This window comes from Prevotella sp. khp7 (genome assembly GCF_900109055.1).
Lineage (GTDB): Bacteria > Bacteroidota > Bacteroidia > Bacteroidales > Bacteroidaceae > Prevotella.
In genome coordinates, this window is record NZ_FOIV01000002.1 from 698,740 (window position 1) to 721,349 (window position 22,610).

The 22,610-nt window shown below is 51.1% G+C and carries 11 protein-coding genes; 3 read left to right on the forward strand and 8 right to left on the reverse strand.

Annotated features, from left to right (window positions below; all coding sequences use genetic code 11):
* Positions 1-4: 4 nt before the first annotated feature.
* Positions 5-3,142, reverse strand: coding sequence for a SusC/RagA family TonB-linked outer membrane protein (locus BMX82_RS06390; protein WP_051949854.1), 3,138 nt, complete (start codon positions 3,140-3,142; stop codon positions 5-7).
* Positions 3,143-3,195: 53 nt separating this feature from the next.
* A complete protein-coding gene (locus tag BMX82_RS06395) occupies positions 3,196-5,307 on the reverse strand; it encodes a GH92 family glycosyl hydrolase (protein ID WP_231622241.1) in 2,112 nt (703 codons plus the stop codon).
* A gap of 271 nt (positions 5,308-5,578) precedes the next feature.
* Here BMX82_RS06395 and BMX82_RS06400 point away from each other — a divergent pair, with 271 nt between their 5' ends.
* Complete coding sequence (locus BMX82_RS06400) at positions 5,579-6,991, forward strand: glycoside hydrolase family 125 protein (protein WP_231622240.1); 1,413 nt, start codon at positions 5,579-5,581, stop codon at positions 6,989-6,991.
* A 32-nt stretch (positions 6,992-7,023) separates the two neighbouring features.
* On the opposite strand, the gene BMX82_RS06405 is transcribed toward BMX82_RS06400, so the two are convergent.
* Both BMX82_RS06405 and BMX82_RS06410 read right to left on the reverse strand, forming a co-directional pair.
* A complete protein-coding gene (locus BMX82_RS06405) occupies positions 7,024-8,985 on the reverse strand; it encodes a bifunctional carbohydrate acetyl esterase/feruloyl esterase (RefSeq protein WP_091767020.1) in 1,962 nt (653 codons plus the stop codon).
* A 796-nt stretch (positions 8,986-9,781) separates the two neighbouring features.
* Entirely contained in the window at positions 9,782-10,210 is a 429-nt protein-coding gene (locus tag BMX82_RS06410; RefSeq protein ID WP_143058333.1) for a hypothetical protein, read from the reverse strand.
* A 185-nt stretch (positions 10,211-10,395) separates the two neighbouring features.
* Here BMX82_RS06410 and BMX82_RS06415 point away from each other — a divergent pair, with 185 nt between their 5' ends.
* Positions 10,396-11,745: an MATE family efflux transporter gene (locus BMX82_RS06415; RefSeq protein ID WP_091767025.1), complete on the forward strand. Its 1,350-nt coding sequence runs from the start codon at positions 10,396-10,398 to the stop codon at positions 11,743-11,745.
* Positions 11,746-11,766: 21 nt separating this feature from the next.
* Here BMX82_RS06415 and BMX82_RS06420 read toward each other — a convergent pair whose 3' ends face one another.
* The 3 genes from BMX82_RS06420 to BMX82_RS06430 all read right to left on the reverse strand — a co-directional run bounded on the left by BMX82_RS06420 (position 11,767) and on the right by BMX82_RS06430 (position 16,854).
* A complete protein-coding gene (locus BMX82_RS06420; RefSeq protein ID WP_051949890.1) occupies positions 11,767-13,338 on the reverse strand; it encodes a glycoside hydrolase family 43 protein in 1,572 nt (523 codons plus the stop codon).
* A 72-nt stretch (positions 13,339-13,410) separates the two neighbouring features.
* Positions 13,411-14,352 (reverse strand): amidohydrolase family protein, encoded by a 942-nt coding sequence (locus BMX82_RS06425; protein ID WP_091767028.1) that lies wholly within the window; start codon positions 14,350-14,352, stop codon positions 13,411-13,413.
* A 9-nt stretch (positions 14,353-14,361) separates the two neighbouring features.
* On the reverse strand, positions 14,362-16,854 hold the full coding sequence (locus BMX82_RS06430; protein ID WP_091767031.1) for a glycosyl hydrolase 115 family protein: 2,493 nt from the start codon (positions 16,852-16,854) through the stop codon (positions 14,362-14,364).
* A 160-nt stretch (positions 16,855-17,014) separates the two neighbouring features.
* On the opposite strand from BMX82_RS06430, the gene BMX82_RS06435 reads away from it, so the two are divergent.
* Positions 17,015-21,001, forward strand: coding sequence for a hybrid sensor histidine kinase/response regulator transcription factor (locus tag BMX82_RS06435; RefSeq protein WP_091767033.1), 3,987 nt, complete (start codon positions 17,015-17,017; stop codon positions 20,999-21,001).
* 56 nt (positions 21,002-21,057) lie between these two features.
* Here the strand turns inward: BMX82_RS06435 and BMX82_RS06440 are convergent, their stop codons facing one another.
* On the reverse strand, positions 21,058-22,578 hold the full coding sequence (locus tag BMX82_RS06440) for a carboxylesterase/lipase family protein (RefSeq protein ID WP_091767036.1): 1,521 nt from the start codon (positions 22,576-22,578) through the stop codon (positions 21,058-21,060).
* Positions 22,579-22,610: the final 32 nt, after the last annotated feature.

Genomic DNA, 22,610 nt, shown 5'->3' on the forward strand with positions numbered 1-22,610 from the left:
ATCATTAAAATTCTACATCGAAACCAAAGCCATAGTACTGAAGCATAGGATAGTTACGACCACTGTTACCACCACCAGAGTTCATGTTCGAACCGAACTCCGACGACTCTGGATCGATGAACGAGTTCTTGGTAAGTGTAAGCAGATCCTGACCGGTAACATATACACGGAGTTTCTGCAAGCCCATGGGATCGATCCACTTCTTAGGCAGTGAATAACCGATGGCAAGGTTCTTTAAGCGTGCATACTTGGCATCGAGCACAAAGATGTCTGACGGGCGGCCCCAGTTGTTGGTATCTGAGGCCGAGCCCTGTGCTGCCAGACGTGGATATTTAGCGTTTGTGTTAGTCGGGGTCCAGAAATCAAGCTGATGTTTGTACATCACATAAGAATAGTTTGAGTGGTATGGTTCGAGCAACTCGCCACGCAGCATCTGCGAACGTTTGCCTACACCCTGCCAGAACATACTGAAATCGAAGCCCTTCCACTCGAAGCGGTAGGTGAATCCAAAGGTGTAACGTGGGAAGGCGTTACCTACGATAACACGGTCGTTAGAGTCGATGACATTGTCGCCATTCTGATCCTTGAACTTCAGGTCGCCAGGCGCTACCTCTGCGCCAAGGGGCAGAGCGGAGTTCTTAATCTCATCGTAGCTCTGGAAGATGCCCTCAACCTGCCATGCATAGTACGAGTTGAGCGCCTCGCCAACGCGGATAATCTTGTAGATCTCATCTACACCGCTAATCTGCTCGTTACCTGGGAATTTGGTAACCTTATTCTTTGAGTCGCCGATATTGAAGTAGAAGTTGTGCTTCATATCGCCGGTCTTCAAGCGGTAGTTGATAGAGAGCTCCCATCCATCGTTCGACATCTCACCGATATTGGTACTTGGCATGGTGGTGCCGAATACACTGGGCTGCAAGGGCTTCATGAGGATATCCTTGGTGCGCTTGGTGTAGTAATCGAAGGTGATGTTCAGTGCATTATGCAAGAACGAGGCATCGAAACCTATATTGAAAGTGTTGGTACGTTCCCAGGTCAGGTCCTTCAGTCCGAGGTTGAATCCGGCACCGGCTACGGCCTGATTGTTATAAGCATAGGTGGTAGAGCTAACGCTATAGCGGGTATAGCGGTCGTAGTCGCCTACAGCCTGACTACCCAGGATGCCGTATGAACCACGGATCTTCAGGTCGCCCACCTTTTCGCGATATTTCTCCATAAAGGGCTCCTCGCTGATGCGCCAGCCTAACGACAGTGAGGGGAAGAAACCCCAGCGGTAATCCTTATGGAACTTTGAGCTACCATCGTAACGGAAGTCAAACTCAGCATAATAACGCTCGTTGTAGTTATAGCCGATACGACCTAACAGTGAGGTAATGCTGGTCTGACCAGAACTATCCACGGTGGTAGCACCACCGATGTTACCTACCTCACCTGTAGTGATGCTGGTAGAGGTACCCAAGTCGGGATCAACATAGTTCTTCCAGATTTCGTTGTTATACCAGGTGTACGACTCGTTGGTGGCACCAAACAGGCCACTGACAGTGTGCACGCCGAAGGTCTTATTATAATCCAGCAGGATCTGAGTGTTCAGACGGTAGTTGTCGGCGTTCCAGTTGCTCGTTCTGAAATCCGACTCCTTACGTGGACGGGGCTCGGTAGCATCTTCGCCGGCATAATAATAAGAAGGCATGCTACGCGAGTAACGGTTGTTACCCACCACATCGGCACCAAACACGCCACGGAGCTTCAAGCCATCGATAATCTTGAGCTCACCGGTAACACTGGCGGTGATGGCATTGGTACGGTACTTATCGAAACCGCCCGACTCGAGCTGACCGAGTGGGTTGAACTCACCCCACACATCATTGAGCAGGTAACGACCATCGGCCGACTTCATCTTATAGATATAGGCACTAGGCACACGACTGGCATCAATCTCCAGACTACCACCATTGGTATTCTTGCTATCGGTGCGGGTGTAGGCCAGTGTGGCAGTCAGCTTCAGGCGACCCAACTCGGTAACCAGGTTGGTACGGAAGTTATAGCGCTGCAAACCGAACTTCTGGGTGCTCACATAGTTGCTACCCTGATCAAAATAGCCGGCAGAAACCATATAAGTGGTCTTATCGCTACCACCGCTGATGCTGATATTGTAGTTCTGCTGCATGGCTGTCTTGAAGATCTCGTTCAGCGCCCAGCTCTCCTCACTCTGATGGGCGTAATAGTCGAGAATCTGATCCTGACTGTAAACGGGGGCATTACCCACATTGGTCTCGGCCATGTTACGCAGCACCGCATTCTGGTAGCCGGTAACAGGTGTGAACAGGATATGGGGATCCTCCCAACCAACCATACCATTCAGGCGGATACTGGTGCGCTCGTTGTTCTTTCCTTTCTTGGTAGTAACGAGCACAACACCGTTGGCCGAACGTGAACCATAGATAGCGGCAGTACCGGCATCTTTCAGTATAGAGATATTCTCGATATCATTAGGGTTCAAGCGGTTGAAGTTATCGTAGTCGGTAACCAGTCCATCGATGACAAACAGCGGACTGTTATCGTTCAGTGTACTGATACCGCGAATATTAAAGTTGTTGTTCTGAGCGTTAGGGTTGTAGTTCTTACGCTGGATGATAACGTTTGGTGCAGCACCCTGCAAAGCCTGTGTTACATTGGCTACAGGACGGTTCTCTAACAGGTCGGAGCGAACCTGATCGACAGCACCTACGGCACTTTTACGAGTGGTTGTGCCATAACCGATAACCACCACCTCGTCGAGGATAGCATTATCTTCTTTCAGCACAATACGGCTCAGGTTGGTATTGGCACGCAGCTCTTGGTTGATATAGCCTACATACGAGAATACCAAGACATCAGTTGGTTTGCAGTTCAGTGAGAAGCTACCATCAAGACCAGTCACGGTACCAGAGGACGAACCCTTTACCGAGACCGTTACACCGATCATAGGTTCTCCCGATGCATCAACAACTGTGCCCCTGACAGTGGTTTGCTGTACATTGTTAGTAGCAGCCACCGAGCCACCATTGGCAAGAGCAACGGACGGACTACCTACGCATAGGGCCACTCCCATAAAACCTTGCCAGATGAATCTGGAATAGTTGAAATTTACTTTTTTCATTTAGGAAATTGTTTAAGATTGGTTTTAATTATAGTAACAGTTGATTATATAACTTATTCTGTCTGGATGAGCATCTCTGCTCCTTGCGCCAGCTGACTATGGGTGACGAACCAGCCCTTCAGCGGCTTACCACCTACGGTGATCCGGCTAATCTTACGGCCGGTTCCCTCACGACGGATGGTAAACGTCTTACCTGTTATTCCGAGAGTGAAGCTGACCTTCCGGAAGAGCGGCACCGTGACGATGTATTTCGGGTCTGCAGGCGAGTAGGTATAGATGCCGATGGCATTGAGCACGTACCACGACGACATCTCGCCGGCGTCGTCCATACCTGCATAGGCCAAGCCCTCTTCGCCCATACCATAATAATGGCTCAGCAGCGAATCGATAACCACCTGGGCCTTTTCCTGCTTATCAGCAAAATAATAGGTATAAGGAATGCTGTGACCGGGCTGGTTGCCATGACAGTAGGTTCCTAAGAAACCTGTCAGGTTCCACGCCTCGTAGCCATGATTGGGTTGGGTAAACAGCGAGTCGAGTTTCTGTTCAACAGCCTTTTTTGAGGGATAGAGTGCCACCATACCCTCGGGATCGTGAGGTGCAAAGAACAGCGAATTCCAGGCATCGGCCTCACGGTACATATAGGCGTAATAGGGATACCAAGGGTCGAAATCCTTAATCCAAGAGCCATCGGCAATTCTGCCACGCCAGAAGCCTGTTGACGCATCAAACAGGTTCTTGTAGTTCTGCGAGTGCTGCATCAGCAACTTGTAGTTTTTCTTATCTTTCAGCTCACGGGCTATCAGAGCGGTAGCATAATCATCGTAGGCATACTCCTGGGTTTTGGTTACCGAAGCCTTATACTCGTTCCATGTAGGCACATTGGTGGTGTCCTTTTCGGCAATCCAACCCTGCTCCAGATATTCTTTCAACCAAGGACGACCACCACGACCGGGAACGGTAGCATTCTTGAGCAGGAGCTTATAGGCACGCTGCAAGTCGAAGTCCTTGATGCCACGCAGCCACGAACCTGCCACGAAGGTAGAGGCATGGTCGCCATGGAAGAAGGTGGGCATATAACCACCGGCCTTCTCACCTTTATCGATAATCGACTTGATGATATCAGTAGCTACATCAGGAGTAATCATACCCAACAGAATAAGCTTGTTACGATAGGTATCCCAGAAAGAAGGATTGGTATAGTAACGGAAATCGGCTTTGCAAACACGGCCCTGTTCGTCGGTGTACTCGCCATTCACATCGCTGCGCAAGGCAGGCCACAGAAAAGCACGGTAGAGTGTAGAGTAGAACATGGTCTGCTGCTTTTCGGTACCGCCCTCTACTTGGATATGCCCTAACTGCTTATTCCAGATATTGTCGGCCTCCTGGCACACCTGCTCAAAACTCTTGTCGAGCATCTCGGCCTCGAGGTTCTGCTTGGCATTGGCAATGCTCACAAACGAGAAACCAATCTTGAGTTCCAACGCACGCGAACCTTTATTATGAGCGAAATCAACCACTGCTATCTGATGACGGAAATCCTTCTGGATACTAACCTCGCTGACATCGTGATTAGCGACAGCGTAGAAATAGATACGTCCCTCGCCATCCTGAAAACCCTGGAAGGTGTTAGCACCCGACTTTTCGATGTGCCACTTGCGGGGACGGTTGTTGCTTCTGGTGATATCCACAACCAGCCGTTTCTCGTCCTCCGCGCGGAAGGTGTAGCGATGATAGCCGCAGCGCAGGGTAGAGGTGAGTTCGGCGTTCACATGGTAACGGTTGAGATACACCTGATAGTAGCCAGGGCGTGCCGACTCGTTGTCGTGACTAAACCACGAACAGAAGTTGTCGGGATAGAATCGGCCTGTGACTGGCATGACAGGTACGTGCAGCAGGTTCCAGTGTCCTTTACAGGTATGAGCGAAACCGTATATTTGGTGGTCCTCATACTGATAGCCCGAGCCCGACGGGTACATCGTGACCGGTGTCAGCTGCACCATGGCGTTGGGCAGGGCTGCACCAGGAAAGGCTTCGGCACCCCAGGCACGTTTCGTTTCCGTGCGGGTATATCCTAAGTCTTCCGGTGTCCATAATGTTGTGGTACCGATGAGCGGGTTCACCTTGTTGGTCAGGTTGCCGGCATGCACGACAAGTCCCGACATCTGCAGACCAAGTAGTAGTGTTAGCGTTTTTTTTATCATCATCTTACGTTTTTTATTTATTGGGTTTGCAAAGGTATACAGAATGTCGTGAAACGTTGTCCTCGTTTCTGCAAATTTTGTCGAAACGACAGATTTGGCAGCCATTGCGACAAAGGAGTGAAGGATTATTAGTAACTTTGCAACCGGATAATTAAAACATAAAAAACAAGCAAATATGAACAGACGTACATTACTCATGACAATCCTGCTGGCAGGACTCTCACTGCCTGTCATGGCCGATGGGATTGAAGAATGGAGCAAGACCATTGCTGCTCCGGCAGACAATACGAAGGTGTCGCGCCGACCGGCTGCCAAAAAACGGCTTTTCACTTCAAACACGATTGAGAAGAAGATTGCCGAAGTGAAGAAACTTCTGGAGGACGCGCCTTACCTGGCATGGATGTTCGAGAACTGTTTCCCGAACACACTTGACACTACCGTACATTATTCCGACAGCGAAGGCGATGACGACACCTTTGTCTATACCGGCGACATCCATGCCATGTGGCTTCGCGACTCCGGTGCCCAGGTGTGGCCCTACGTGCAGTTTGCCAAGAACGACGTGAAGATCCGTAAGATGGTGCGGGGCACCATCCTGCGCCAGCTGAAGTGTATTTGTATCGACCCTTATGCCAACGCCTTCAACATGGGTCCCACCGGTAGTGAGTGGGAGAGCGACCATACGGATATGAACCCCAACTTGCACGAACGTAAGTATGAAATTGATTCGCTCTGCTATCCCATCCGCTTGGCATACCACTATTGGCTTGTCACCGGCGACGACTCCATCTTCGGCGAACTGTGGCACAAGGCCATCGGTAAGATTCTCACCACCTTCCGTGAGCAGCAGCGCAAGGACGGTCTCGGTCCGTACCACTTCCAACGTACCACCGCCCAGCAGTATGACACCGTGAGCCATGGTGGCTATGGCAACCCTGTTAAGCCTGTAGGACTGATAGCCTCGGTGTTCCGTCCCAGCGACGACGCCACCGTGTTCCCTTTCCTCATTCCCTCGAACTTCTTTGCCGTCACCTCACTCCGTAAGGCGGCCGACATCCTGACGAAGGTGAACAAGGATACGGAACTGGCCGAGGAGTGCACCTCGCTGGCTGACGAGGTAAACGACGCCCTGCAGCGCTATGCCGTCTACAACCATCCCGAATTTGGTAAGATCTACGCTTTCGAGGTCGATGGCTTTGGCAATCACCATCTCATGGACGATGCCAACGTGCCCAGTCTGCTGGCCATGGCCTATCTGGGCGATGTGGATATCAATGACCCCGTCTATCAGAATACGCGCCGCTTTGTATGGAGCGAGTCTAACCCTTACTTTTTCCGTGGCAAGGCGGGCGCGGGTATCGGCGGACCTCATGTAGGCTACGACATGGTATGGCCCATGTCTATCATGATGCGTGCCTTCACCAGCACCGACGACAACGAGATTAAGCAGTGCATCCAGATGCTGGTCGATACCGATGCCGGCACTGGCTTCATGCACGAGTCGTTCAACAAGGACGATGCCGCCAGATACAGCCGCCACTGGTTCGCCTGGCAGAACACGCTCTTCGGCGAACTCATCCTCAAACTTATCGACGACGGAAGACTTTATATCCTTAGAGGCATAAAAAAAGATGCTCGCCGTTAGTGGTGAGCATCTTTTCTTTATAACATCTTTACCTATTTTTTAAACAGATGAGGAATGAATTGGTTTAGTCCGCGGCGCCAGGTGAGCCACTCGTGGGCTGTGCCTGTCGACTCGTAGTAGTGGGCATTTACGCCCTGCTCGTTGAGGCTCTTCACCAGCTTCTCGGTGCCGAACATCTTGTCCATGCCCTCTGTGCCGCTCATCATGAAGAAATAGTGAATCTGCTTGTTCAATTCGTCGGCCTTGGTGAACACACCATTGTAGGCGGTCTTCACGTCGAGATTGAAGATGGCGCCGCTGAAGGTGCCTAGGTAAGAGAACTTATCGAGGTTGTTGAGCACGATGTCGAACGTCTGATGGCCACCCCATGACAGACCAGCCATGGCGCGATTCTCGCGATCGGTTTTTGCGCGGAAGTTTGCCTCGATATAAGGAATCAGGTCGTTCAGCAGTACGGGATAGAACGAGTTTCCATAGGTGTCCATGGTCTGTCCCTGTCCGAAGGGCGCCTTGATGTCGCCGCTCTCCATCACCACGATCATCGGTACGGCCTCGCCCTTGGCGATGGCGTTGTCCATGATGTGCTGCATGTGGCCCTGCTTGCTCCAGCCGGTCTCGTCCTCACCCATACCATGCTGTAGGTAGAGCACGGGGTAACGCTTCTTCTGGTTAGCCTTCAGCTCATACTCGGCAGGGGTGTAGACCATGGCGTGGCGCCATGTCTGCTGCTCGTTGCTGAAATAGTATACGCGACGCACCTGTCCGGCGGGAACGCCCTGCTGCGGACGGTAGTAGTCGCCCTCGGGACCTTCGGGCACTTCGATGCCGCCGGCCTCACGGTTACAGCCGAAAAAAGTTTCTGTGGCGGGGTCGATGAAGTTCACACCGCCGATGTTCATAAAGTAGTAGTGGAAACCCTCTACCAGCGGGTCGGTCACTGCCGTCCAGCCGCCCTGACCGTCGCTCTGCATATTGTATTTCTTGTCGCAGATGTCGAGCACCACGTTCTTAGCCTCGGGGGCCTTCAGGTAGAAGTAGCCGCGACGCTCCTTGTCGAGTTTAGGGAACTGGTTGCCGGGAATGGTGGTCTCGGCGATGAAGGCGTTGGCAGGCACCTCCATCTTTTTGATGTTCGACTCCATCTTCGGGCGGATGGGCTCAAAGCCCAGAAAGCGTGCCACGGCCTCGCCGTAGCGGCAGCCTAGCTCACGATAGCCTGCTGCGTCGAAGTGCAACTTGTCGGGACCGTTGGTACAGTCATCTGAGGAGATTACTTGTGCGGTATGCAGGGTCTGGGGCAGCTCGTCAATCTGCTTCTTGCAACCGATGCAGACGCCCTCGCCGTTGGCCTGTACGATGTTACCGGCAAACAGAGGCACGTCCTCGGGCTTCAGCTGCAGGTCGCCACACAGGTTGTCGTACACCTGCTTCACCATGCCGGCCCATTTCGGGTCGCCCGTGTTCGTCTCGCCCTGATGCATCAGGATACCTTTTATCACACCGTCCTTCTGGGCCTTCTTGGCTAGTGTCATCAGTCGCTCGTAGGGGTTGTTGCCGTAAGCGGCCAACATGCCCTTCATCCATTGTGGGGCCTTGGTCTTCACATAGCTGTCGATGCTGTCGGGTAGGAATCCCTTGATGTCGATACCGCCGACGGCCACATGGATGACACCTATCTTAATATTCTCGGGCAGTGAGGCCACGAGGGTGCGACCAAACCAGTCGGCAGGGGTCAGACCCGTGTTGGGGCGACAGAGTGGGGCAGAGGCTTCGCACCACTCACCCATCTTACGACCCTTTTCGGGAAAGTCGACGGCGGGCATCAGCAGGAAGCGTGGACCGGGACTGGCCAGATCTTGAGCCTCGGGGCGTGCGTTGCCCTCCATGTTCGACTGTCCAAAACACAGGAAGATGTAGAAGTTCGGATCCGGTTTCTGTGCGTTGACCGTCAGAGCGAGCATGCACAGGAGAATAGTTGATATAAACTGTTTCATTGCTTTTTTAGTTATGATGATTGATTATAAAATTGCAGCCGACGACTCTGGTGATGAGTTCGGCTGCAAAGTTACGACAAATTTGCCAATCGCATCTTTTTAAATGTTACATGTATTTTCTTATTTGTCTCATTTCTGTTGCAGGGTGGCATATCTTCTGGCCACGTTCCCAATACACGGACAGGCCTTGTACAACCTCTTCCCGTTGGCATCGTCCTTTTCTTTCTTTGCCATAACTACATATTTTATAGAAACTTAGAGAATGGTAAATGGCGCTTTCTCATTTTTTTGATTTCTGGATTGTTGGCAAAGTTGGTATGCTTCGCAAAGAATCTGGCCAGCTCTCTTGCTGACGGCTAATGAACCGTTGGCAATGATTCTTACCAGCTCGCGATAAACTTTTACTTTGTCGCCTCTCTTTAAGATGAACCTGATTTCCAGTAACTGCAATGGGCTTGTTTTCTTTGTTACGTTACTCACCATCTTGCACTCTCTAATCCATTTCTACTGCTTTGGCCCTAAAATTAGGCGCAAAGAGTTCTAAAAGGGTGTTGCCCCTTTTCCTCTTCTGTCTCATTTTTTTAGTTTGTTTTTTTTGCGCTAAGAATTTAATCCGTGCGAAACGAAAGAATGTATTATATATTTTATTTCTCGCTTAAAAAAATAACAAAATAAGGTGCACATGTGCAAAAAATCTACGCAAAAAAGGTGTATCACACCCTTTTTGCGTCTTGGCATGATTGATAGTCGAGATGTCATTTAAAAGACTGCCAATTGCAGTCTGGTAAATATTTATTTACCTTATACGTTTAAACACAAATGTTGCTGGAATATGATCGGTGAAATAGGAACCGTAATAATGCAGTTTAAGTCTGTTCCCTTCGATGGCATAGCTGAATGGTACTTCACCAATGGTCATGACTGGCAAGGAAGAATTATATCTCTCCTGGTCTTCAGGGAAGGAATAGTCACGGGTTTCAACTTTCCCGTCTTCATAGTTGAAGACAATCTCTCCACTCTCTTTGATTTCAATAATGACAGATCCTGACGGATACTGGTTAGTATAGTCATCCTTGCATAACCCGTCAGGGCCGTTCTGGACTTCAATTAAATCCCATTTCCCAGTCAGTCCTGTACCGAAGGTCTCATCATCATCGCTGCTGCAGCTAGTCATGAAAATAGTTACGAGAAGTGTCAGGCAAACATAAATAGTCTTCTTTTTCATTGTCGTTATGGTTTTGATTTATAATTCAGCCATATAAATTCGGAAAACGGAAAATCTTGCACGAGAATCGAAAGATTTAACAAAATTTATACTATGTATGTATTGATAACTTGGTGGTTAGGGGAATTATTGCTACCTTTGCACCCCGTTTTTAGGTTTAACAGAATAAAATAACTAGACAATTTATGCCCAATCACTCTTTAAAACGACAGTTGAAGGTGCTGACTATCCCCGTATTCATAGAGATGGCCCTTGTGATGCTGCTGGGTGCCGTAGACACCGTGATGCTGAGTCGGTATAGCGACAACAGCGTGGCGGCAGTGGGACTTGACAACCAACTGATGTCGCTCGTGTTTCTCGTTTACCAATTCTTCTCGATGGGTGTGGCCATCCTCTGCGCTCAGTATATCGGAGCGGGACTGAGGAAGCGGCTTGTGCAGGCTGTGGGTATGGCGCTGGTGATAAACCTGATGCTCAGTCTGTCGATGAGCGCACTGCTGTTCTTCTATGCCGAACAACTGTTGCAATTGATGGGATTGCGCCCAGAGTTGATGGACGATGGGCTGGTGTATCTGCGACTGACGGGTGCGCTGTCGTTCTTCCAGGCGCTGTCGCTGACTTTCTCGGCTTCGCTGAGAAGTGCCGACAAAGTGGTCTATCCTATGGTGGTGACGGGTATCGTGAATGTGCTCAATATCATCGGCAACTACGCCCTTATCTTCGGGCGATGGGGCTGTCCACAGCTGGGTGTGGAGGGTGCCGCCATCGCTACGGCTACCAGTCGTATCATTGCCATGGTGCTGTTGGCCTGCATCCACTTTAAGGTGCATATCCCCCGTTTTCCGCTGCGCTATTTCCGCCCCATACCCTGGCAGGAACTGAGAAATCTGCTTTATATCGGTATCCCCGCTATGAGCGAGAACATATCCTATTGCCTGTCGCAGGTGGTGGTCACTTACTTCATCAACCAGATTAGCAACGAGGCGCTGGCCACGCGAACCTACTGCTACAACATGATTATGTTCGTCTATCTGTTCTGTCTCAGTATCACGCAGGGCGGTGATATCCTTGTGGGCCATCTTGTGGGGCAGCAGCGCCATCAGGCCGCCTACGTGCTCGGCAATTATTTCTACCGCTGGTCGATGGTTATCACACTTATGGGCTCGGCACTTCTCGCGCTGTCGGGGCGCAGTATCCTCAGTGCCTTTACTGATAATCAGGAGATTATCACGGTTGGCGTGTGGGTGCTGGTGGTTGACTGGTTCTTGGAGATTGGACGCACGTCGAACATCTTTGCCGTGGGTACGCTGAGGGCCACTGGCGATGCCATCTATCCCGTGGTCATTGCTATTATCTTCAACTGGACGATTGCCGTGGGCGTCGGCTACTTCATCGGTATTCCGCTGGGCTATGGCCTTATCGGAATGTGGATAGGGTTCGCACTTGACGAGAACATACGAGGCGTCATTCTCCTGCGTCGCTGGCGGTCGGGTAAGTGGAAATCGAAGGGGTTCGTAAAAAAATCCCCGAACTAGGCAGTTCGGGGAGTCATTTTTCTAATTTCTCTGGTAGTTGAAGACGTCGACGTCTACGTAGCCGCCGGCTTTCTTGGTGGCGTAGCAGAAGATGCCGAACTTCTGGCCCATGAAGAAGCGACGCCAGTCGAAGCCCATCTTATAGTCGGAACCGATCTTTGTCCACTGCTCACCGTCGAGGCTGTAGTAGAATGTGGCCAGATCCTTGCCGGGCATCATGCCCTTGGTCTTGACGGGTCCGAAATCTGCATCGATGCGCAGCCATATCTTATTCTGCTTCAGCTCTACGCTCTCAATGGTCTTTTCTTCTACGTTGGTCACCTCCTTGTTGCTGTCGGAGAGTTCCACCTTCAGCTCGTTCATCTGAAGCACCAGTTTCTTGCTCTGTTTCTTGATGGTGAGGGCTCCCGTATCACTGTTGAATGCAGCCAGTCCGGCATAGTCGCCATCCTTCATCTTCGAGAGGTCCATGGCGATAGCACCGCTACACTTCGGTCCTTCCATGCGCTGTGTCAGCGTGTTTGGGGCCAGGTAGATGCTCTTGACCACGCGACTAGTCTTCAGACGCAGGTAACCGGGGCGCTCTGAGAGGCTCCAAGCCTTGTCGATGGGGTTGTGGTTCCACTGCCAGTGCAGACCGAGCTTGTCGCTGCTGAAGTCGTCGCTCTTGACGATAGATGTCTCGGGTTCGCCGCTCTTCAATGGACGTACCGTGTCGGGCACCTTACCGTTCTCGTCGCCCAGCATCGGCCAGCCGTTGATCCAGCGACAGGGCATCACGGTGAGCACACGGCCCACACCGCCGCGGTCCTGAAAGATGATGCCGTACCAGTCGCCGTCCTCGGTGTCGACGATGGTGCCCTGGGCCTCGTATGAGAATCCGCCGAACTCGCTCTCAAGAATCACCTGCTTCTCCCAAGGTCCATGGATGTCGTCGGCACGGTAGCACACCTCGCGACGGTGTTTGCCAGGGGCGTAGACGTGTGAGATCATGAGCAGGTAGTACTTGCCGTTGTGCTTGATGACACGGCTGCCTTCGAGGAGGCCCTTCTCGTCTTCCTCGCGCTCGAAGATTTTCTGATAGCTGCCTTCAATGACGTCGGAGAGGTCGGACTTCAGTTCCATCATCTCGCCTGTGCCGTAGATGACGTAGACACGGTTGTCGTCGTCGAAGAACAGTGAGCAGTCGTGGAAGTGGCGCATGCGTGAGAGAATGGTCCAGGGACCTTCTGCCTTGTCGGCGGTAAAGATGTAGGTGTCGCCCATGGCACCCTGCTCGTTGGGAGCCAGCAGCGCGTAGAACTTGCCGTTATGATATTTCAGCGAGGTGGCCCACTGACCGCGGCCGTAGGCGGTGCCTTGCTGCAGGTCGTACTTTGGTGAGTCGGTCAGTTTGTCGAAGATATAGCCTACGGTCTCCCAGTTCTTCAGATCTTTCGACTTCATGATGGGTGCGCCGGGCATGAGATGCATCGTAGTGGATACCAGATAGAAGGTGTCGCCTACGCGGATCACGTCGGGGTCTGGGACATCGGCCCACAGCATAGGATTCTGAATCTTCTCTGTGTGAAGAGTCAGGTAGTCGTCGGCCATTGCCTGTGTGGCAGGTGCCAGCATCAGCATGGTCATGAGTGAATGGGTTAGAAATCTTTTCATTGTTAGTTCTTATTCTGACATATTTTTAATATAGGGAAGTTCGATGAGCTCTTTCAGCTGGTAGAACCTTTGTGCGTTCTCACCGAGAAAAAGCTGTTTTTCTTTGTCGGTCATCTCCTGTGTTTTGAGAATGAAGTCGTAGGACATGCGGTAGGTGATGGCCGTGATGGTGCGCGGATAGTCGCTGCCCCACATCAGCTTGTCGAAGCCGACCAGACCAGCTGCCTCGCGTATGGCGCGCACGGCAGAGGGGAAGGGGTAGAACTCGCTGTTGTAGAGCCAGGTGATGCCGCCACATTCTATATATACGTTGTCGCGGCTGGCCAGCATGATCTGTCTCTTCCAGTCGGTGTTCTCCCAGATGTTGCCCTGGGGTGGACTGGCCATGCCCAGATGACCGATGGCGATGCGCAACCGTGGACATTCCTCTATCACCTCGCGCAGCTCATCGGTCTGTTCCTCGCCGTCGGCTAGGGTGATGGAGAGGAAGATGTCGTGATTCTCCATCAGGTGGAACATCTTCATCATCTCCGGGTCGTTCAGATGGGCATGACGGGTGTTGGTGATGAGACGGTGGCCGGGGATGGCCAAGCCTTTGAAACCACTGTCGATGAGAACTTGTGTCTGAAGTGGCAGATTGGGCTGGAAGAAGTTGATCATGCCGCAGACGACAAAGCGGTTGGGATAGGTCTCACCCACCTGTTGCAGGTAGTGATTCTGATTACCGTCTATCAGCTCCTGAACGACGACGGCCGCCGACACCTGAGCGTAGTTCATGTTGGAGAGGAAAACCTCTGCTGTGTTCTTGCCGTCGGTCATGAATGGCGGCAGCATCTGTACCTCTTCACCGAGGAAGATGGAGCGGCCGTTTTTCTTCGACTTGATGGGCAGACCGTTCCAGGTGGTGTCTTGTTTCAGCCACAGATGGCTATGTGCATCGACTATCTTCATATTGTCTTTTTACTTTTTGTAGCTTTTGGGTGATTCTTTGCCGAAGAGGAATTGCCGCTGGTAACCACCCAGGTCAATGACGATCTTCTCGAACACGATACCAGGATCTTGCGGGTGGATGATCAGCGTATGGATGTTGCCCTCGTCGTTGACGGGCAACTCTACTTCTTTCTCAACAACACGTAAGGCTACGGTGGGGTAGTAGACGCTGTAGATGTTTTCAGGCTTCTCGTTCAGGTTGCCGTTGAAGTTGACACTCACAGGGATGCCGCCGTCGATAGCCACGTCGTAGATGAGGCCTCCCTTATCCAGATAGTCGAGAGTTGACTTGGTGACCACATGCACTTTGACCATCTTCTTACCGTTGGCCTCGAAACGGTAGGTGAGTGTTCCGCCGTCGGTCTTTGCGGTATAGGGCATCAGGGCGATACCGCTTTTGGTACGACCCATATAGGGAATCACCGTCCACTTGGCTTCTGCGGCATCGTCGCGGCTGTAGGTATGTTCGGCTTCTATGCTGATATAACCGCCGTCAGCGCTGAAGGTCGGACCGTTCTGAGGCTTCTCAACCTCAACTAGCTTGGGACAGACATCGGCAGGATAGGAGTCGTTCCACATAGTGTAGCTGATGTGCTTCTGTATCATAATGCCGTCCCACTTGCCGCCTGCGATGTCTTTGTTGTACTCACGCATCAGCAGTGAATCGCGCTTGAAAGCCTGACGGCAGCGCTCTGCCCAGCAGTTGGCGTCAGGATCGCCCACGGCAGCCAGTTTCAGGTTCATGGCCTGTGCATAGTACATCTCATAGATGTTACCCATGGCCTGTACGGGGAAGAGGATGATTTGTCGATAGGCGTCACGGCACTCGGGCTTCAAGGTGATGAACTGGCGCAGGGCACGGGCTTCCAAGGCCTGATATTCGCTTACCACCTGTGCAAACTCGTCGGTGGTATACACTCTGGCATCGAGCATCTCAGATGTGATGCGGCCGTTGTACTTGCTTACGAGGTTTAAGATAGAGGCAGCCTCCTGGGCCTGCTCTTCGCCGAAACTCTCGGCGCAGAATTCGCGAGTGTGGTCGAGCAGATGGTCAACCTGATACTTGTTGGGGTCCCAAGCCATGTCCATAAACAGCTGGATGGGGTATTCCATCGGCTTCAAGTCGCCTACATTCAGGATCCACAGCTTCTGAATGCCGCCATTGTAGGCTAGCTGCAGCTGTTCCCACATGTTTTGTATCGGGGTAACGTTGATCCACTTCGAATTGCGGGGAGCACCCACGTAATCTACGTGGTAATACAGTCCCCAGCCACCCTTGCGCTTCTTCTCTTCGGCTGTAGGCAGTCGGCGCACGTTACCCCAGTTGTCGTCGCAGAGCAGCACGGTCACGTCATCGGGCACGCGCAGGCCGGCGTCGTAATAGTCTTGTACCTCCTTATACAGCGCCCATATCTGTGGTGTCTCCTTGGCAGGGCGCTTGGTGACCTCCTTGATGATATGGCGCTGGTTGTCGATGATGTTCTCTAGCAGTTTCGTGTCGGTACCATTACCCATGGCCTCGTCGCCATCGCCACGCATGCCGATGGTCACGATGTCGTCGGTCTCCTTCATGCGTTCGATACCTTCGCGGAAGAAACGGTCGAGGTTCTCCTTGTTGGTTGAGTAGTTCCAGACGCCCCATCCCTTGCGGTCGCGGGCATACTCCTGATGGTTGCGTGCCATCGGCTCGTGGTGCGAGGTGCCCATCATCACGCCCATGTCGTCGGCCGTCTTCAGGTTCTCGGGATCGTCGGCATAGAAGGCCCATCCCCACATGGCAGGCCACAGGTAGTTGCCCTTCAGGCGCAGGATGAGTTCAAACACTTTCTCGTAGAACTGGTGGCCGCCGTAGTTGGTGCCGAAGGTGTTCTTCACCCATGTCGTCAAACAGGGCGCCTCGTCGTTGAGGAACAGTCCGCGATAGCGCACGGCAGGCTCCCCGTCGGTATACTCACCTTTGCGAATAAACAATTGGGCGTGCTTTTCAATAGGCACGTCAGCCCAGAAGTGCCAGGGCGATACGCCCATCTGGCGCGACAGCTCGTAGATGCCGTATACGGTACCGCGTTTGTCGCTGCCCGCAATGACGAGTTGGCCGTCGATGGTCTTGATTATGTATTTCTCGGTCTTGCCTTTCAGATGACTAAGCAGACCCTGTTTTACCCATTGGTTGATCTGCGGGTTGGTGCCCACGGTACCAATCACGATACTTGTTTTACCCTCACTGCGCTGTGCCGCTGTTCCCGTTACCTTCTCAAAGTCGGCTTCGAGATTGGCAATGGCCAGTTTTACACAACTGTGCTCGCCGTCGGTAAAACTAACGGTCTGCTCTTTCAGCTGCCAGGCGTCGGCGGCTGACTGGAACACTACGAATTTATCGGCGGCTAAGCCTCTCAATGGTAAGGCTGCCTGTAATACAGTGATGGCAAAAAGACTTTTCAGTCTGAAGAATTTGGTTTTCATCTATGTCGTCTTTATTTTGATTTTTGGGTGCAAAGTTAACACTTTTTCTGCTGGGAAACATTAGTATATGTTTCATGAACTTTAATTTTTGTCACATTTTTCTTGTTTCAATCATAAAAATGTATTACCTTTGTCGCCGAAATAAAAGATTAATCAAAGCATGTGGCCTAAGACTTTACTAACTATTATAGCTATAACGATGTCTATCAGCGTATGCGCGCAGATGGGCAAATTCTTTAATACAGAGAAACAACTATCCAGTAGTTTCGTTAATCAGGTGTATTTTGACCGTGAAGGATTTTTATGGGCTGCCACTCGCGACGGTATCAACCGTTACGATGGCTATCAGTTCCGGGTGCTCCGCCGTGAGAACGAAGCCGACCGGGCGCTTGCCAGCAATTACGTGAATACGATTATACAGGACCGCAACGGCTTGTTCTATTTCGGTATGTATGGCGCCTTGCAGACATGGGACGGTCGTACATTCAATAATGTCACGATGACTGATGTCAAAGGACAGAAGGGCAGTTGCTATGCCACCTGCTTTGTTGAGCGAGCCAATGGTGAGATCCTTGTCGGTACCTCGGGTCTGGGCATCATGCGGTTTACAGACAAGACCCATGCCCGACAGATGGGTGGGGCTCTCGCCAGTCTGCATACCATCAACTCTATGATTGAAGATCGTAAGGGACGTCTTTGGATCGTGACCGATGAGACTGGTCTGTTATCTTACGATGGGACTAAGATGAAGCGATACCTTACCGATCGCACAGACCTTAACCTCCTAGGACTTTGTGAAGACCTTAACGGTGTGATTTACGTCGGTACCTCTAATGCTGGTGTCTACCGTCTGCAAGGCAGTGACTTCGTTCATATTGAAGACACTAAGAGCCATGGTGTGTCATCGCTCTATTGCGACCATTTCGGTAATATCATCATCGGCTATAATGGTCAGGGTATAGCTATTTTCGAACCCCAGAACAACCGTATCATCGACAACCCCTTCTTCAGTATGGAGGTAGACTTGTCTAAAACCAAAGTCTATTCGATTGCCGAGGATAAGATGGGAAACCTCTGGTTCGGACTCCTGCAAAAGGGAATCTATAAGCAGCCTATAGCCTTCCGTGGCTTTAACTATATGGGATATAAGCAGGGCGCGCGCAATCAGATTGGCAGTGCCTGCGTCATCAGTACCCTTGTTGACAGTAAGGGGCGTCTGTGGATAGGTACCGATAAGGACGGCCTTTATTGTTTTGGCAGTGATGAACGCCTACTCAAGCACTATGTCGATCATGTTCCCTCTACCGTCATGTCACTAGCCGAGGATCTCGAAGGGCATATCTGGTTGGGCTCTTATGGTGACGGCTTTGGTTGGATAGATCCTGCCACTCAGCACTTTAACGCCATTCAGTATCCTGGCGATAAGCACCTGATTGTGATGGATATCGATCGCGATAGCCATGGACGCCTTTGGCTGGCAACGATGAAATATGGTCTGTTGTGTATGGATAATAAGGGTAACTTCCTGAAGAAATACATGATGAAACGGGGTGCTGAGGCTGACCGTAAGTTGAATTGCATCATCAACAACTATGTGTCGCAGGTGTCTGTCTCTCCCGACAGCAAGCGCATCTATTGTGCAACGTCGATGGGTATCTGTTGTCTAGACCTTGACACCGACAGTTGGATCAGTACTTTTGGCACCAACTGCCCCAATTACGGTCAGCCTGTCAAAATAGCCCGTGAATATAACGGTCATATCTGGGTGGGTACTAACGACGGCCTATTCTGTTATAGTCTTGATGGAAAGGTACTGAAACACTATACCCGCGAGACGGGACTCTGTGATAATGCCGTGGGCTCTATTGAACGCTATGCCAATGGAAGACTGTGGCTGGGTACCTGTCATGGTCTGTCCTGCTTCGACCCTAAGACGGGCCTGTTCCAGAATTTTTTTGCCGACGATGGCCTGCAAGGCAATGAGTTCAGTGACGGTGCCTCTAGCACCTCTCCCAACGGGCAGATATACTTCGGTGGTACAGGCGGTCTGACATGGTTTACCCCGCAGGATATTACCCAAAGCAAGTGGGAGGCTCGCGTTCAGCTGACCTCGTTTACCGTCAATGGTGAGCCTATTGGCGGTACCGCGCGCTCAGGTAGCTATCAGGTGACAGACACCACCGTATATGCCAGTCGCCGCTTTGAGCTCGACTATCACGATAACTCTTTCGCCATACAGTTCTCAACGTTGACCTACGAGAACCCAGAGCACATATCCTATTTGTATAGTATCAATGGCGAACCCTATGTGCGTTTGCAGCCAGGCATCAACGTGCTGACTTTCTCTCACCTGCCTGAAGGTACCTATCGCTTCCGCGTGAAGGCTGAGCGCAACAATACCGAAACTCCAGAGCGCGAGTTTACCGTGGTCATTCATAGTCCGTGGTACCGCTCTGCCTGGGCCTACTGTTTCTATGCCATCGTGTTTGGACTCTTTATCTGGCAGTATCTTACCTACCGTCGCCATCGTGAGCAGAACAATTTGCGCTTGCAGGCACATATCCATGCCGAAGAGATGGGCGAGGCTAAGTTGCGCTTCTTCATGAACATGAGTCATGAGATACGTACACCTATGACGCTGATTGTTACGCCGCTGCTCTCATTGATTAAGAGTGACGACGATCCAGCCCGTCGCGGGGTCTATCTTACCATCAAACGTAATGCCGAGCGTATCCTGAGTCTGATTAACCAGATGATGGATCTCCGTAAGATTGATAAAGGACAGATGCAGATGCGCATGTCGGAGACCAACCTCGTTGGTTTCGTGGGTGATATCTATAATCTCTTTGAGAATCAGGCCAGGGCTAAGCAGATAAAACTCACCTTCGACCATGACTCTGAGGATCTGTATGTATGGATAGACCGTCAGAATTTTGACAAGGTGGTGATGAACGTGCTTTCTAATGCCTTTAAGTATACGCCTACGGGCGGTGAGGTAGGTATCCGCCTGACTCACAACGACCAGCAGGCTACCCTTGCCATCAGTGATAACGGCGAGAAGATTCCTGATGATAAACTTGACAAGATATTCGAACGTTTCTATCAGACGGCCACCATTGCCAACGACCGTAATGTGGGCACTGGTATCGGCTTGGACTTGACTCGCTCGCTCGTGGAACTTCATCATGGTACTATCACGGCTCATAACCTCGAACAGGGTTGCGAATTCGTGATTACCATTCCGATGGGTAATGCCCACCTGTCGCCAGAGGAGATGATTGACAGTCAGGAGGCTCTGGCCGATATGCCGTCGATTATTGAGGAAGAAATGGCTAAGGATGAAGAAATTCCTGTTGTGGATGTACCGCTCAGTCGCCGTCTCACCCTCGTGATTGCTGAAGATGATGACGAGATACGTAGCTATCTGGAACATGAACTTGAGGACGAGTACGATGTGCATGCCTGCGTCAATGGCCGTGAAGCCTTGGGTGAGATTCTTCACACGCGCCCCGATCTTGTTATCAGTGATGTCATGATGCCGGAAATGGATGGTAATATGCTATGCTCTAAGCTCAAGTCTAACCCCGAGACCAATATCATTCCTTTCATCATGCTTACGGCTAAGAGTCGTGATGAAGATAAACTCGAAGGTCTTGAGACGGGTGCTGACGCTTATTTCGTCAAACCATTTAATATGGATATTCTCCGTCGTACTATTGCTAACCTCATCAACAGTCGCCGCATGCTACGTCTGAAGTATGAGCGAAACGATGACCTCGAGGAACAGGTAAGCGATATTCGCCTGAAATCGCCCGACGAGAAGTTGCTCGAGCGTATTATGGAGTGTATCAATAAGAATCTGGCCAACTCCGATCTCAGCGTCGACATGATTGCTGATAAGGCTGGTATCAGCCGTGTTCATTTGCATCGTAAGATGAAGGAGCTCACAGGACAGACACCTCATGACTTCATTCGTAACATCCGCCTGAAAAAGGCTGCCCAGCTGCTCACGACTCAGGGTATGAACGTTACCGAGGTGATGTATGCATGTGGTTTCTCTAATTCAGCTTCTTTCTCTACAGTGTTCAAGAAGTTCTATGGCATGTCGCCCCGCGACTACATGAAGGAACACGAAGAACGTCAGTAAACAAACAATAAAAGGCCGACAGTTACGCCGGCCTTTTTTGTTGTTAATCAGAAGAATTATCGAGAACCACCAAAGGGGAAACCTTGTGGTTGAGGTGCTATCTCTGGTTCACCGAAGAAGGATGCCTCTTCGTCTTTGTCGTTCAACTTGAACACCATGAACTTCTTGTTCTTCTCTGTGCAAGGAGCCCATTCGCCGCCCTGAGGACCGTTTGGATCACTATACTTTACAAAGTTGGTCCATGCGGTCAACATCTTCTCTGAGAGATCCCAGTCGCCCTGAGTCCAAGGACGCCAGCAGTGCTTCAGACTCTTGAATACAAACCAAAGGTCGCTTGAGTGGAAAGCACCCTTCAGTCGCTGTGTCACCTCAGGATGAGAACCGTCGTCGGGCAGCGGACGTGCAAATTCGTAGGCCCAGGCCTTGCCGCCTTTCTGGCCACGAACTTTACAGAACTCGGCGATGTTGGGAGCCATGTTGCCCATGTCGTTGAGAGTGAAACCAATCATATAGGGAACGTCGGCCAAGGTTCCTTCGCGGGTAGCGTCATCAAAACTCTTCTCGCATACATAACCATCGATCATCGGCATGAATGGCAGTCCCATGCGCATAAACGCCATTGGACCGCTGGCTTGCTGACCATTGTCGTTAATCTGATAATAGAGCGTTGGCAAAGCAAAAATAGTCTCTGTAGAAGCCTGACGCATCTTCTTTAAGTCGGTTAGACCAGCCCAGTCGAATACTTTCTTGGCATTGGATTCGGCATCGGCAAACGAACCGCCACTATAGCGAGCACCCATCGGATTGCCGTTGGCATCGGGGATACTCAGACCCTGAGCACTCATAATCACAGCCTTGTGGAATAGACCGCGAGCCAAGGGACTCTCACAGAGGGTGCGCACGCTGCCACCACCGGCACTCTGTCCGAAGATGGTCACGTTATTGGGATCACCACCAAACTGCTCAATATTCTTCTTAATCCACTTCAGAGCCTCGATTTGGTCGAGAATACCATAATTGCCTGATACGTGATGTGGACTCTCTGCAGAGAGAGCTGGGTGTACGAGGAAGCCGAACACGCCCAAACGGTAGTTAATTGAAACGAGCACTACGTCCTTAGCGCCCCACTCCTGTCCGTCGAACTCAGGTTCTGAACCGAACCCTTCACGATAGCCACCGCCATGAATCCACAGGGCTACAGGCAGTTTCTTACCTACCTGACCAGGAGCCTTTGTCCACACGTTCAGATATAAGCAGTCCTCGCTGGAACCTGCTTCCTTTCCATAGCCCCATTCAGTGTAGTAACCGCCAGGGTACTGAATGGCCTGATAACTCGGACGCCCGAAGGTGTCACAGATTTTTACGCCTTTCCATGGTATGATGGGCTGAGGCTCCTTCCAACGATTCTCTTTGATAGGAGGCGCTGCGTAGGGAATTCCACGATACACATACACATCAGGATAATCGTCGGCCAATACACCTTGTACCTGACCACCTTCAATCTTTAACACGGGGTTTTCTGCAGCACTTGCAGATACTGCTACCAAAAGCAGAAGCGGTAAGAATAGTTTTCTCATAAAAGTTGATTAGTTTGTTGATAATATTTATA

Bases quoted from the DNA above. Each gene is read 5' to 3' on its own strand.
- BMX82_RS06390 (WP_051949854.1), bottom strand. From the start codon at position 3,142: ATGAAAAAAGTAAATTTCAACTATTCCAGATTCATCTGGCAAGGTTTT.
- BMX82_RS06395 (WP_231622241.1), bottom strand. From the start codon at position 5,307: ATGTCGGGACTTGTCGTGCATGCCGGCAACCTGACCAACAAGGTGAAC.
- BMX82_RS06400 (WP_231622240.1), top strand. From the start codon at position 5,579: ATGGCCGATGGGATTGAAGAATGGAGCAAGACCATTGCTGCTCCGGCA.
- BMX82_RS06405 (WP_091767020.1), bottom strand. From the start codon at position 8,985: ATGAAACAGTTTATATCAACTATTCTCCTGTGCATGCTCGCTCTGACG.
- BMX82_RS06410 (WP_143058333.1), bottom strand. From the start codon at position 10,210: ATGAAAAAGAAGACTATTTATGTTTGCCTGACACTTCTCGTAACTATT.
- BMX82_RS06415 (WP_091767025.1), top strand. From the start codon at position 10,396: ATGCCCAATCACTCTTTAAAACGACAGTTGAAGGTGCTGACTATCCCC.
- BMX82_RS06420 (WP_051949890.1), bottom strand. From the start codon at position 13,338: ATGGCCGACGACTACCTGACTCTTCACACAGAGAAGATTCAGAATCCT.
- BMX82_RS06425 (WP_091767028.1), bottom strand. From the start codon at position 14,352: ATGAAGATAGTCGATGCACATAGCCATCTGTGGCTGAAACAAGACACC.
- BMX82_RS06430 (WP_091767031.1), bottom strand. From the start codon at position 16,854: ATGAAAACCAAATTCTTCAGACTGAAAAGTCTTTTTGCCATCACTGTA.
- BMX82_RS06435 (WP_091767033.1), top strand. From the start codon at position 17,015: ATGTGGCCTAAGACTTTACTAACTATTATAGCTATAACGATGTCTATC.
- BMX82_RS06440 (WP_091767036.1), bottom strand. From the start codon at position 22,578: ATGAGAAAACTATTCTTACCGCTTCTGCTTTTGGTAGCAGTATCTGCA.